The sequence below is a fragment of the Bacteroides sp. genome (genome assembly GCA_036351255.1).
Taxonomy (GTDB): domain Bacteria; phylum Bacteroidota; class Bacteroidia; order Bacteroidales; family UBA7960; genus UBA7960.
Genome location: JAZBOS010000069.1, coordinates 14,082 through 27,866, shown reverse-complemented (window position 1 = coordinate 27,866; position 13,785 = coordinate 14,082). Strand labels below are relative to the sequence as shown.

Genomic DNA, 13,785 nt, shown 5'->3' with positions numbered 1-13,785 from the left:
TTGAATGAATTTGTGGGGCAAAGGGAAATTGTCATTTTGGGGGACTGACAATATTGATAATTTTGATAATATTGATAATTTCTCTGATCCCCTGAAAAGGAAAGGCGGGTTATAAGGGATCTGCAAGCCAGTAAACGGAACTTCATTCAGGCGTTTCTCCCCATCCATGATGAAAGGTCCATTGCAAGGCTGGAGCAGTCCTGCATTCAGAGCGAAAGAAAAAAGCGTTTCTAAAGAAATAACCGCTTTTTAATTCCAGTGCTCGGATTATGTTTAAATAAAAAAGGGCCACAACATTTTTTCGTTGTAACCCTTTGATTTTTAAGCTCCTCCTCTTGGACTTGAACCAAGGACCCTCTGATTAACAGTCAGATGCTCTAACCAACTGAGCTAAGGAGGAGTGTTTTAAAAGCTATCATTGCTTTTGGAGTTGCAAAATTAATAAAAATATTCTATCACCAAAAAAATTTTTTATCCTGCCATTTTTTTGCTAAAAGAGGTAACGTAATACTGATTTTTTCGTTAAACCAAATGAGACTTATTAACTTTGCCGCTTTGAATAATAGGCTGGCATGTTTAATCGTTACTTAAACATTGTTTCAAATGTATTGAAGCGGTTTTTTCTCCGCCTGAAAAACGATCCTGTTGTTATGATCCGTGGTTTAATCATTCTATCTCTTGTCTTTGGCTTATCAGCCCTTTCCTATAATTCGTTCCCCTCGCGTGCTTCCGGACCGGATCTCAGCACCCTTGAAGTCGCAGAAGAAAAAACGTACCAGTTTTCGGAAGAAGAACTCGGTTATTTTGATGAAGAGATCACCAGCCTGATGCTGCGCACACGGTTTAACGGGCAGGTTTTCGTGGCACGACACGGCACTATTTTGTATAACCGTTGTTTTGGCTTTTCCGATTTCCGTAACAGCACCGCCCTGACCGAAGAGACTCCTTTTCAACTGGCCAGCATCAGTAAGACATTTACATCAACGGCAGTCCTGTTGTTGCATCAGGAGGGCAAGCTGAACATCGATAGCCTGGTATTAAATTACATTCCCGAATTCCCCTATCCGGACATTACCGTTCGTCACTTGCTGAACCACACCTCTGGCCTCCAGAATTACATGTGGGTGATGGAGCGCTACTGGACGCAGAGCCGCATGCCCAGCAATGAGGATATGCTGGCTACCTTCATTAAGCACAAAAGGCCCCTGGATTTTGTGCCCGGCACCCGCTGGGCGTATTCCAATACTGGCTTTGCGGTGCTGGGTTTACTGGTGGAAAGGGTTTCCGGGCAAAGGTTTCCCGACTTTTTGCAAGCGCGCATTTTTCAACCCCTGGGGATGCTCAACACCTTTGTATACGACGTGCATCAGGATCACCAGCCCGAACAGCGTGCTTTTGGATTCCGGCCCGCTCGTGGCCGCTATGCCTTCATTCCCGATGTTAGTCACGACGGGGTGATGGGCGACAAGGGCGTTTTTTCGACCGCTGCCGATCTGTATAAATGGGACCAGGCCATCTACCGCAATGAATTGCTTACCCCAGAATTGTGGCATCTTGCTTTTGAAAAAGCCAGGCTGAAAAACACCAATACCGTGAACTATGGTATGGGCTGGCGTCTGCAATCCTTCAGGGATCACCGCATTGTTCATCACCCCGGACGCTGGAATGGCTTCCGAACCTCTTTCAAGCGATACATCGACGACGATGCCACCCTCATTATTCTTTCGAATACCAACCAGAACATCGCCAGCCTGGTCGACAGGATGCAGGAAATCATTTTTAGCAGGGAACTTTTGATGGAACCAGACCTTCTGGATGTGATTGAGGATGAAAATGAAGCCATGCAAAGTGGTTCTGGCGGCTAATTTCCCGGTTTTCCCTCTTTTTCGGCTTTGCTCTTTGGACCCCATGGGGGAATATTTTGCCATGCTTTTAGTGAGGGGAAATGCCTCCCCAACCAGGGGACCTTTCAGAAAAACCAAGAATGTGGAATTGGCATGGATTTTGCCGTAAAAATTAGATAGTTTTGTTGTTTTTTAAAAATTTTCCTTTCTTTTGTCCTTTCGGACAATCCATTGTAACCACAACCAAATGAAAACAAAAGAATTTTTTATCTATCTGAATTTGGCTTTTCTCTTTCGAAAAACCTTTACAATTTTTGCCCTGGGGATATTACTTCTTGGTGGAAGCGCCATGGTGAATAACGCCCGTGCAGGGGTAACGCTCATGCGTGACATGAGCGCTGGAGACCAGGGCGCACTTTCCGCCCTCACTCCCCGTTTTGCTGAAGACAGCGTAGAGTGTTCGCGCAACTGGTCGGTTTATGACGAACATTACAAGCACGGCGACATTGGCTATGCCTATGAGGCCTGGAAATACCTGTTTGAGTATTGCCCTGAGCTTACTATAAACATTTATGTCCACGGTATCCCCATTGTGAAGTTCCAGTATGACAATGAAACGGATCCTGAAAAGAAGCAGGAATGGCTTGACCTTTTGATGAAGGTTTATGACCAACGGATTGAACATTTCGGAAGGGAGGGGTACGTGCTGGGGCGCAAGGCCGTCACGCTATACCAGCTTCAGCCCGACGCCACGGAGGCCCTCTATGAGATGACCAGTCGCAGCCTTGAGCTGATGGGTGACAATGCCGAAAGCCCCGTGCTTCAGATTCATTTTCTTTCTGCCGCTCGCCTGGTGGATGCCGGTGTCCTTGAAACCGAGAAGCTGGTGGAGATCTTTAGCGAGGTCATGGAAACCATTGATTTCAACCTGGCCCAGGACCCCGAAGACAAAGGATATTATCAGAACACCCGCAGTACCATCCTGACCCTGTTTAAGCCCTATGGAACCTGTGAGAACCTCACCACAATCTTTGAGCGCCGGTTTAATGAGAATCCTGACAACACCGCACTGATGACGCAGATTGCACAGATGCTCGATCAGGCCGGTTGCCTCGACAGTGAACTGTACTTCAGGGTTACTGAACGCCTGTACCAGATTGAGCCCGATGCCGGCAAAGCAGCCCTTTTGGGACGGCTTGAAACCAAGCGTGAAAATTATGAAAACGCCATTGAATATCTGCAGCAGGCGGCCAACCTTTACGAGGGCAACGGAAGCACACAGCAGGATAACCTTTTTCGGACTTACTGGCAAATGGCCGACATGAGTTACCGGCAGCTGGAACTGCCTTCAAAGGCCAGGGAGTATGCGCTGAAGGCCCACGAGGCAAAGCCCACCGATGGCCGCCCCTTGGTTTTGATTGGCGAGATGTATGTGGCAAGTGCCAGCTATTGTGGTTCCGACGAGTTTGCTAAAAAAGCCGTATACTGGGCTGCTGTCGATCAATTTGCAGAAGCTGCAAGGGTGGCTGAAGACCCCGACGTTAAAGAAAAAGCACAACAACTGGCTGATGCTTACCGCGAATATTTCCCCAACAACGAGGAGATCTTCTTTTATGGACATACCGTTGGTGCAACTTACCGGGTGAATTGCTGGATCAACGAGACAACCGTGATCAGGGCCCGCTAGAGGCATTTAACAGTTTACTTCCTTTTCAGGAGGGTTACAAACTTTTTTACGTATTCAGGCATTTGCTTCGACCGGTACTGCACCACAAAGCGGGGATGGTCGAGGGGAATGATCTTTTTGAACAGGTCATGTTCGCGGTTCATTTGCTCCAAAAAGCGAAAGTTCTTTCCTGAGCCCAGGCAGAAGCAAACATCGGTATGGATGCCCATGCTGATGTGCGTCCTGACCGATTGCAGCATAAAGTTATACAGCGAAGCCTGAAGCTTTGGATCGTCGTAATAATTGTAGTTCACCTCCTTGCCCCGTTCATTGATCCTGACGAATCCCAGGGGGCTGACCGAATTGATATAGAAATCACCATAAAAAGCATCCACACCGCCATAGGCATCGATGACCTCGTAAACAAAAACAGAGGAGGGCTCGTGGGTGCTAATCCCCCTGATTTGCAGGCCGCATTTTTCCACAAGCCGTTTGGTGTCGGTAAAGGGGATGCCCGTGACCCCAGCCCCGAAGCGTCCGGGATTGATCCCCAGGATCAGGTGCCGCTGGCGCTGGTCGTTGTAATATTTCCGGTAGAAAGCCGAAGATACTTCCAGGGCCTCGGGGTTTTCCCTGAAGGGATTCATAACCCTTATTCCGTCTGGTAATGCCTGGTCAAAGTTTAAATTCGTATTGTAAGCGATCACTCTTTCGGCAAAGGTTTCCATAGCCACATCTTTCATTGTGGTTAAAAAAATCAGAAAAAAATTTAAATCAACCTAAATAAAACGCTAAGATAATGCGGTTCCGTTTCTTTTTTGCAAAGCCCCGGACGAGGATGAGGAAATAAGTGTTCGGTTCCGGACAAAAGGCCACAAAACCGAACACTTTTTAGCGAACAATTGGCTTAATAGTGACCGATTCATACAGCGGTGTGTTTTTTAAAAACCTTAAAACCAATGAATTATAATTTATGGCACAGCTTTAGTGTACTACATGAGTAGTACAGTAAGCAACAAACCAACAAAAACATAAAGTCATGAAAAAAGTAATCTTCACCACCGCACTGATCATTTTGGCCACCACCTTTAGCCAAGCCGCCGCTCCTAAAAAATTGCTGACCTTCAAAGATGCACTCGGAAGAGTTCTTACCATGCCCGCTTTTGAGGAAGCCGCAGAAGAAGAAGCTTTCCCCTTCGACCAGAAAGCCATTTTCGACAGCATCCAGCAGGAACGCAACAACCAGGTTTTCGATATCTCAAGGATGAGCAAACCCGAAGAAGAAGTGGATGACATCCCTGCCGAACTGAAAGGCGTTATTGCCAGGTAAAAGGATTGAGTCCGTTTTCTAAAGACCCTTTGCAACCATCATCATAATTTTCTTCATGTTAAAAGGCGGTACCGGTTTTCCGGGACCGCCTTTGTTTTTATTCTGAAGGTTTCCTTTGATGAGGGCCAATTTTCAATTTAAATTGCCTTCAGGGTAATAGTTAATACGGAGTTTATTCGGTTTAAACCGTATTAACTCCGTATTAACTCCGTATTAACTATGAGTCTGGTTTGTTCAAAATACTGGGGAAGCCACTAACTGTGCCTGGCTAACTGCCAATTCAGAAAGCCAAATTAATAAGTGATCCCCTGTACCAGAAATTATGGCAGACAGGTTTTTTAATAAACACTTCTGAAGTTTTCAAATTCCTTAACCCTGTGCATATTTAAAAACAACCAGGGAACTCATCTGCTTTAGACAGGGAATAGCTTTAGACTGAAACGTGATGGGATGTTGAGTTTAATTAGCCCTAAAAGGAAACCTGCCTGATGAAATCTTGCAGTTTCAATCTTTCAGAAAGCCAGATAGAAAAATTTCCACTGGGAACACGGTTTGGGCTTCCCGGTTTGCCATTCGGGGAAGCCAAAAAGACATGTCCGTTAATCATTCGGTTTTCAGGCTATCGATTGGGTTTGCCCTTGCTGCCGAAATGCTTTGAGAAAGCATTGCCATGCTGCCGACAATCCCTGCCATAAGGGTGGCTGCAACAAACAGCCACCAGTGCTTCCAAAGGTCGATCTGGAAGGCAAAATTTGATTGCCACCGGCTCACCACATAAAAGGCCACGGGCCAGGCAATCAGGTTTCCAATGAGCAGCCAGCGGCCCAATTCGCCAAACAGTTTTAAAACAATACTATTGACAGATGCACCAAGGGTTTTGCGGATACCGATTTCTTTTATTTTTTGAGCTACGGTAAAAGACGTAATGGCAAATAAGCCCATGAAAGAAATGATGATGGCCAGCACAGCAGCAGCGGTGATCAGCTTGTTGACCCGTTCTTCCTTCTGATACATTTGCTGGAACATTTCATCAACAAATTGATAATCAAAACGGTAATTCGGATCGATCTCTTCAAATTTATTGCTTAAATACGCAAGGGTTCCCGGGATGTTATCCGGGCTTATCCTGATACTTATTTTATAAAAGCTGGGTTGATTCATTGACAGTACGAGGGGGTCGATCTCATTGTGCAGGGACAGGAAGTTATAATCAGCAACCACGCCAATGATTTTTCCTGACATTGTATTTACGACAATATCTTCTCCGACGGGGTTTTCCAGGGCAAGTTTCCGGACTGCCGTCTCATTGATGATAAACGCTGCCGTATCGGTTCGCATTTCAGGGTTAAAATCGCGCCCCTCGACTATTTTCATGCCAAAAGTTTGCACATAGCCATGTTGAATGCGGTTTTCATGGATCATGATGGCAGAGGTTGCATCCTCCCCCTGGAGGTGACAGTTCTGGATGCTGCGGTCTTCGCCGGGAACGCTTTGCGAAGCGGTGATGCTTTTAATGCTTGGGTTTTGCATTAATTCAGCCTTAAGGCTTTGATAGGAAAGACGTACGGGGTCTGTCAGGTTTTCTATACTTACCACATGTTCCCGATTGAACCCCAGGTCTTTTTGCTTCATAAAGCTCACTTGCTTATGAACCAGCAGCAAGGAGGCAATCAGGAAAATGGATATGGAAAACTGCAGGCTAACCAAAACCTTGCGCAAGGCATGCCCTTTGCCAGCACCGTGCTGTATGCCTTTTAATACAATGATGGGCTGGTAACGCGACAAGTAAAGGGCGGGATACATTCCGGACAACACGCCAATGACAATCACAAAGCCAATGATTCCCGCCAGGAACAGCGGGTCTTTCCAATAAATCAGGGAAAACTTTTCGTCAAGCATTTCTGAGAAAGGCCCGATCAGTAATTCATTCAGGAGTAAAGCCACGATAAAGGCCAGGAAGGCAATCAGCAATGACTCACCAATGAACTGAGAGATAAGGTCTTTTTTCCCTGCCCCTATGACTTTACGGAATCCGATTTCCCGTGCCCGTTTTTCCGATTGGGCGGTCATCAGGTTTACAAAATTGAAAACGGCCACCAGTAAAATAAAAAAAGTGAGGAATGAAAAAATGTAGACATTCATGATGTCTCCCGTACCCCCGGCAGAAAAGGTAAAGCTTGAATACAGGTAAATGTCTTTCAGGGGTTGAAGATCGTGCTTCAGGGTCAGCCCAAGGGGCCCAAACAGCTCATTGATTCGCTGGTCGGTTATTTCAACAACCTTTTGACGGAATGATTCCGGGTCGGCATGTTCTCTCCTGAGCACATAGGTCCGGAAAGACAATCCATTTCGCTTGACGATATTTGATTCTGGTTTCAGGAGGGTTGAAAAGGATGGCAAAAGGTCGTATTGCAGGTGGGAGTTTATAGGCATATCCTTCATCACCCCGGTAATTTTGTAGGTCTCTCCGCTTAGCTTAAGAGTTTGGCCCAACACATCCTGTTTCCCAAAATACCGTTGGGCTGCCCGTTCAGAGATCACAATGGAATGAGGGTTTTTCACGGCAGTAGCGGAATCACCCAGGATGAGGGGAAAATTGAAGATCCGGAAGAATGCGGAATCCACCCAGGCCGTGGTTTGACCGGTAAACCGCTGGTCTTCAATCATGATCGTCTTACGGCCACTGTAATAAACCCTGGTGGCCTGTTCTACTTCAGGCACTTCTTCAAGGAGAAAATCAGCCACCATTCCACCGGTCATATCTGCTGAAATTAATTTTCCATCGTTCATTGAGCCTTCCATGGTCAGGCGGTAGATCCTGTCAGCATTTTCATGAAAGCGATCAAAACTTAATTGATGGAGGACATAGATCATGAGCAGGCTGGCAACGGAAAACCCGATACCCAATCCCAGTATATTGATTACAGAATAGGCTTTGTTTCTTTTCAGGATGCGCCAGGCAGAGCGGAAATAATTCAGGTTCATGGTGCAGTGGTTTTTTATTGGAATGCGAATTGAAAATATTTTTTTTACGAGAAAATTTCTAAGCTTTTGTACGCAAGACCATATGGACAAATTAATTTACTATCTTATTTCATGCCATTAATTCTAATTAATTAAAATTTAGGGCATTAGATTAAAAAAAGATTTTTTAGAATTTGAGATCTTTGTCCGGGAGCGAACACTTTGCAGGCTGTTGGTTTTTTTCCTAAAAAACGGAATGGGAATAGCATGGGTTTTTTTAATAAATTTGACCTTTAACAAAGAGCTTTCACCATGCAAAGGTTATTTTCTTCCATTTCTTTAAGCGGCATCCTCATTGCGGTATCCCTCCTGGTATTTTTCAATGGCTGTAAGAAACAGGAATACGAAGAGCGCATTGTGGGCGTTTGGGATGTGGTTGATGTGACCGACATTGAGCCCGGCCAGGGGGAAGTATGGGAAATGTTTGATAATAACATTGACATTTTTCGCTTTCAGATTGATAATCCTGAAGAACGCTGGCTTCACGACAACGGAAAATATATTGTTGAGCGTAAGGGCACCAAAATGTTTTTGAAACTGGCAAACCTGAATTACTCAACGTTTAACACCAGCTGGGAGATTTTTAAGCTTACAAGCGATAAGTTGGTTATAAGCATAGAGGTTCCGGGAGGTATTTTTTATAAAGAATTTGTAAAAAAAACCGGCAATTAAATATTTATTTGTACCTTTAAGGACTTGTTTTCATGGTTGCAGAGGGAAAACCACTAATCCATTGTGATTGGGTTTTCCCTTTTTTCTTTTTGGTCCGGGCATAATATACAGATATTCAGATGTGTGCAAAGATTAAAACAGAATTTTTCTGCAGCAATTGCGGTGCCCGGTCGGCCAAATGGATCGGGCGTTGTCCTTCCTGCGGTGAGTGGAACACCTACCACGAAGAGGTGCTTCAAAAGGAAAGCGGATCCAGGTCTTATGTCTCGAAGCGCGAAGGGGGCAGCCGGCCCAGGCTTATACACGAGATTGAGGCGAGCCATGAAAAAAGGCAGTCATCGGGCAGCAATGAACTCGACCGTGTGCTGGGCGGAGGGATTGTCCCCGGAGCCCTGATGCTCATCGGGGGAGAACCGGGCATCGGCAAGTCGACATTGATGTTGCAGATTGCCCTGCAGATCAAAAATACCAAAGTCCTGTACATCTCGGGCGAGGAGAGTGATTTGCAGCTGCGAATGCGGGCTACCCGGCTAGGGCACGATCACGCTGAATGCTATATCCTGACCGAAACAGATACTTCCGTTATTTTTAAGCACATTGAAGACCTCGTTCCTGAAATGGTGGTCATCGACTCCATTCAAACCCTGACCACCCCTTCCATTGAGTCGTCGGCAGGAAGCATTTCCCAAATCAGGGAAACCGCCGCTGAGTTTCAGCGTTATGCCAAGGAAAGCGCCGTTCCGGTGTTCCTGATCGGGCACATTACGAAGGACGGATCGCTGGCTGGACCTAAGATCCTGGAGCATATGGTCGACACGGTGCTTCAGTTTGAGGGCGACCATAACCACGTTTACCGTATTTTGCGGGCCGCCAAGAACCGTTTTGGAAGCACCAGCGAGCTGGGCATTTTCGAGATGCGTGGCAATGGCTTGCGCGAAGTGGCAAACCCTTCAGAGATCTTGTTGTCGCAGCGTGATGAAGAAGTGAGTGGGGTGACCATCTCGGCTACCATTGAAGGCCAGCGCCCCATCCTGATTGAGGCACAGGCATTGGTAAGTTCTGCCGCTTACGGAACGCCACAACGGTCCTCGAACGGCTTTGACTTCAAGCGCCTGAACATGCTCCTGGCTGTGCTCGAGAAAAGAAACGGCTTCAGGATCTCTGCCAAGGATGTGTTCCTGAACATCACGGGAGGCATTAAAGTGGACGATCCCGCCATTGACCTGGGGGTGATTTGCGCCGTGCTGTCGTCCAATGAAGACATCCCCATCAGCGGGAAGGCCTGTTTTGCAGCCGAGGTGGGGCTTACCGGCGAGATCCGTCCTGTAACCCGCATTGAGCAGCGCATTACAGAGGCCGCCAAACTGGGCTTTGAGGAGATCTTTGTTTCCAAATATAATATGAAGGGCCTTGAGAAAAAGGAATTTGGAATCCGCATCCACCCGGTGAATCGCATTGACCAGGTTTTCAGGCTGCTGTTCGGATAAGATGTCTGGATACCACATAATTCGGGCGTAATATTTCCAGCCCGGATTTCAGCGCATCTTTTTACAATAAATCTTTCAGTGCATGCTGGATTTCGGGAAACTGAAACCTGAAGCCTTCATCCAACAGTTTTTTGGGCAGGGCTTCCTGTCCTTGGGTGAGCATCATGGCCCCATCGCCAAATACCAGCCGGAGGGCAAAAGCAGGTACCGGGAAAAAAGCGGGCCGACCCAGGGTACGCGCAATGGCCTGCGACAGTTGCTGATTGCTTACAGGCTGGGGCGTGCAAATGTTTAGCGGTCCCGAAAGGGTTTCGTTTTCCAGGGCAAACCTGAAAATTTGCAGCACATCGTCCAGGTGTATCCAGGATATCATTTGTTTGCCGGAAGCGATCCTGCCCCCGATAAACAGCCGGAAGGGGAGAGCCAGTTTGGGAAGTGCACCCCCCTGTTTTCCCAGCACAATGCCAAAACGGAAATTCAGCACACGGACTTCCTCTGGAGCCTTTGCTGCAGCCGCTTCCCAGTCCTTGCAAACTTTTCCCAGGAAGTTGCCCGCCACTTCTTTGCGGTCTTCGGTAAAAACGCCCTGGGTGGGGTAAATGCCAATGGCAGAAGCACAGATGAACGTGCGGGGTTTCTTTTCAAGCCGGCCCATGGCATTGACCAGGTTGCGGGTGGTGATGATGCGGCTGTCGTAAACCTCCTGTTTGTATTTTGGCGTCCAGCGTCCGATAATGGGGGCTCCTGCCAGGTGAATCACCACCGCGGCCCCTTGGATCCGTGCGGACAGGTTTTCGGGAGAACCGTATAAATCTTTTCGCGAAAGGGAAACGACCTCATAGCCCATTCCCTTCAGCCAAGCGGTTACGGCTTTTCCCTGGAAACCACTGCTGCCACTGATTGCTGCTTTCATAGCATTCGGATTAAGGTTGTTTTTTTGGTTTTAAAGGGTCATTAGGTGCTGTTTATTCAAAACCGGAGCATCCTTAATGGTTTTAAAGTCGCCATCAATCTTCATCAAAGAACAGGTTCACATATTTTACACCCGGCACCTCCTTTATGCGGGTAATCAGCGTTTTGCCCTTTTCACGGTCTTTCAGGCCCAGATAGTATGAGAATTCAATTTCATCGCTGTGCTCATCACCGATGGTTTTGACGTTTACCAGCTTAAAGTTTCGGCAATGGCTTCTAAAGATCTCACTGAAAGGGTTTTCGGGCAGGTCTGGATTGTGGGCGGTGATCTGAATCAGGTACTCCCGGCTGTTGGGCAGTGAAAGATCAAATTTCATCACCACAAAGTAAACCGTCCCTACAAAAAGGGTCCCCACAATGGCAATGGAGTAGAGTTTAACCCCTGCCGCAAGGCCAATGGACAGGGCGAAAAAGATAAACATGATGTCGGATGCATCCTTGACCGCCGTACGGAAACGAATGATGGACATGGCACCCACCATCCCGAAGGCACGGGCCAGGTTGTTGCCAATAACCATGATCACGATGGCAGTGATCATGGTTAAAAGAATCAGGGAAACGGTAAATGAACTCGAGTAGTTGAGCCCGCGGTAGGTATAGCGGTAAAGCAGGGCAATAAACAAACCGCACAGGAGGGCCACCATCACATTGGCCAACACATCCCATACGGTAATGGTAAAAGTGAATATCTCCTGAAATTCTGGTACCATAATGAAGCTTTTAATAGTTTGTGGAAGGGCTGCCTGTTGTATTGTGGGCGTCGATGCCCAGGGTGTATTTTGACAGGGCTTCGTTGCGCAGCCGAAATTCCTGTATGATCGAACGGGCCCAGCGTGGCATCTTTTCGGTGAAATATTTTATTTCAAGAATAAAATGACTGGGGAAAAATTTGCGCAGCCCCTCTTCCAGGAAAAGCTGGGAGGTCTGGGGAAACATCCGGCTCCGCAGATTTTTATCGAAAGTGACCCTGACCCCTGGGTCCAACAGGCCGTGATAAGCCTCGCGCTCATAAGCAATAAGGCAGGTTGGTACCAAATGTTTGCTTTTCAGATGGAAGAGAAAACGCGCTGCATCTTCGTGGGCGGAAGCTTTTTCGGTGGAATTTTCAACATAAGATTCCACATTTCCGGATAAGAGCAGGTCATCCAAATTCGGATAATCGACAAATGCCCGGTGTTTTTTTATTTTGTTGCCGATCTTTCGTTTGATCTCCAGCACGACCTGTTCTTCCGGTTCAGGCCCGTGATAGCCACGCACCCTGAATTTGCGCCGATTGAAAATACCCCCCAGTTTCTCGTAATAGGTTTCCAGCTTCCGGTTGTCAAAATAAATACTGCGAACGGTATATTGTGAAAGTCCCTCCGGGTTGTCGCGTACAAAAATATCGGGCCTGACGAAAGCATTTACCCTGCTTCTGAGAGGGTCGAGCAGCCTGTTAGGGACAAGATATTTATGTTCGTTGCGAAGCATGCGTTAATTGGCGTAAATGGTTTTTAATAAGCGCCTGGCATATTCGCGAAGGGTGATTCTGCCGGTCTCGATCTCGGCCTGAATGAGCATCTTGGGGAAAATATAGGAGGGATGCTGGTCGAGCACTGCGGTGATGAAAACATTCTGGCGGCGGTTGATGATCTGAACCGAATTGCCTATGGCTGCGATGGTAGCTTGCACGGGTTCCTCCCGGGTTTCCGGGCTCAGGGTAATTTTCTGCCCGGTTTGGATATAGGGGAGGTGGTGGGTTTCAACGGGAAGCACCACGATAAAAACGGAGTCGTCGGCAATGCGGATGATTTTTTCGGAAGTGATAATTTCAGGCCCATCGCGCAGAATAATGCCTGAAAAAGGGGCCTGGATGATGAAGGCGTCCAGGCGTGATTGCGTTTGCTGAATCTGGGATTCAAGCGAGCGGATCTCGGCCCGCACCAGTTCCAGTTGTTCGGGTTTAGCACCAGCTTGTATGGCTTCATATTCTGAGCGCGCAATTTGAAGGGCCATTCGCTTGACCTCGAACTCGTTTCGGGCAAGTTCATGGTCCTGGGGCGAAATCACCTTTTCCTCCAAAAGACGCTCAGCCCGCTCATACAGTTTTTCCTGGGTTTCAAATTCTTTTTCTGCCAGTTCCATGCGTTCGCGGGCGACCGCTACATCTTCGGCCCGCTCGCCGGAAGCATACATCTCAAGCAAACGGCGGTTCACATCCAGTTGCCCGGTAAGCTGCATCAGCAATCGCTGTTCCTCATTGGAGCGTAAAAAACCTATGGTATCATTTTCATTCACTCTTTCAGCGTCGAATACGTTCGGGTGAAGGACAAACTCACCGTGGTCTCCCCGTTGAAACTCAGTGATGGCATGATATGCAACAGCGTGATTGAAGTTGTCGTGCAGCGTATGGGTAAGGAGCCCGTCATCGGCTTTAGCCAGGACCCATTCACGGATGGGATAGATTATTCCCTGGCTCCTGACCCCATAGGATATCTTGATCAGAGGCAAAAAAAATAAACTGGCGAGAATGACCAAAATCAAAATGGCCAGAAAAACCTTTAATTTCATAATTTAATGTACCCCTATCTTCCTATGTGGATTCAATAAAACAGCTTGAAAATATACAGGATCGCTCTGCACAAAGTTAATCATACTGGTCAAGTCTGCCTAAAGCATACGGCTGAATTGATAAAGTTTCTAAATCTTTTCAGGAAAGAGGCGGGAAATAGACGTATCTTATTTTCAGATTGATTACTTTTGCATTTACTTCATTATTGTCGGTTTTGAAGGCAATTAAATAAGATTATT

Annotated in this window: 11 protein-coding genes and 1 tRNA gene; 5 read left to right on the top strand and 7 right to left on the bottom strand. The window is 47.1% G+C overall.

Translation table 11 applies throughout. From position 1 onward, the window contains the following. Positions 1–326 precede the first annotated feature (326 nt). Positions 327–400 (bottom strand) — tRNA-Asn (locus V2I46_06275). 250 nt (positions 401–650) lie between these two features. On the opposite strand from V2I46_06275, the gene V2I46_06270 reads away from it, so the two are divergent. Together V2I46_06270 and V2I46_06265 are read left to right on the top strand one after the other, a co-directional pair. After that, entirely contained in the window at positions 651–1,865 is a 1,215-nt protein-coding gene (locus V2I46_06270) for a serine hydrolase domain-containing protein (protein ID MEE4177100.1), read from the top strand. A 226-nt stretch (positions 1,866–2,091) separates the two neighbouring features. Further along, complete coding sequence (locus V2I46_06265; GenBank protein MEE4177099.1) at positions 2,092–3,531, top strand: tetratricopeptide repeat protein; 1,440 nt, start codon at positions 2,092–2,094, stop codon at positions 3,529–3,531. A 14-nt stretch (positions 3,532–3,545) separates the two neighbouring features. On the opposite strand, the gene V2I46_06260 is transcribed toward V2I46_06265, so the two are convergent. Then, positions 3,546–4,253, bottom strand: coding sequence for an SMUG2 DNA glycosylase family protein (locus V2I46_06260; GenBank protein MEE4177098.1), 708 nt, complete (start codon positions 4,251–4,253; stop codon positions 3,546–3,548). A gap of 296 nt (positions 4,254–4,549) precedes the next feature. On the opposite strand from V2I46_06260, the gene V2I46_06255 reads away from it, so the two are divergent. Then, positions 4,550–4,840, top strand: coding sequence for a hypothetical protein (locus V2I46_06255; protein ID MEE4177097.1), 291 nt, complete (start codon positions 4,550–4,552; stop codon positions 4,838–4,840). 603 nt (positions 4,841–5,443) lie between these two features. On the opposite strand, the gene V2I46_06250 is transcribed toward V2I46_06255, so the two are convergent. Then, complete coding sequence (locus V2I46_06250) at positions 5,444–7,825, bottom strand: ABC transporter permease (protein MEE4177096.1); 2,382 nt, start codon at positions 7,823–7,825, stop codon at positions 5,444–5,446. Positions 7,826–8,116: 291 nt separating this feature from the next. Between V2I46_06250 and V2I46_06245 the strand changes: the two genes are divergently transcribed. Together V2I46_06245 and radA are read left to right on the top strand one after the other, a co-directional pair. Next, a complete protein-coding gene (locus V2I46_06245) occupies positions 8,117–8,536 on the top strand; it encodes a hypothetical protein (GenBank protein ID MEE4177095.1) in 420 nt (139 codons plus the stop codon). Positions 8,537–8,655: 119 nt separating this feature from the next. After that, entirely contained in the window at positions 8,656–10,023 is a 1,368-nt protein-coding gene (gene radA / locus V2I46_06240; protein ID MEE4177094.1) for a DNA repair protein RadA, read from the top strand. Positions 10,024–10,084: 61 nt separating this feature from the next. Here radA and V2I46_06235 read toward each other — a convergent pair whose 3' ends face one another. The 4 genes from V2I46_06235 to V2I46_06220 all read right to left on the bottom strand — a co-directional run bounded on the left by V2I46_06235 (position 10,085) and on the right by V2I46_06220 (position 13,545). Continuing rightward, positions 10,085–10,936 (bottom strand): TIGR01777 family oxidoreductase, encoded by an 852-nt coding sequence (locus V2I46_06235; GenBank protein ID MEE4177093.1) that lies wholly within the window; start codon positions 10,934–10,936, stop codon positions 10,085–10,087. Between the two features lie 94 nt (positions 10,937–11,030). Continuing rightward, complete coding sequence (locus V2I46_06230; GenBank protein MEE4177092.1) at positions 11,031–11,705, bottom strand: DUF4956 domain-containing protein; 675 nt, start codon at positions 11,703–11,705, stop codon at positions 11,031–11,033. A gap of 10 nt (positions 11,706–11,715) precedes the next feature. Continuing rightward, a complete protein-coding gene (locus V2I46_06225) occupies positions 11,716–12,465 on the bottom strand; it encodes a polyphosphate polymerase domain-containing protein (GenBank protein ID MEE4177091.1) in 750 nt (249 codons plus the stop codon). A 3-nt stretch (positions 12,466–12,468) separates the two neighbouring features. After that, positions 12,469–13,545: a hypothetical protein gene (locus tag V2I46_06220; protein MEE4177090.1), complete on the bottom strand. Its 1,077-nt coding sequence runs from the start codon at positions 13,543–13,545 to the stop codon at positions 12,469–12,471. Between the last annotated feature and the right edge of the window lie 240 nt (positions 13,546–13,785).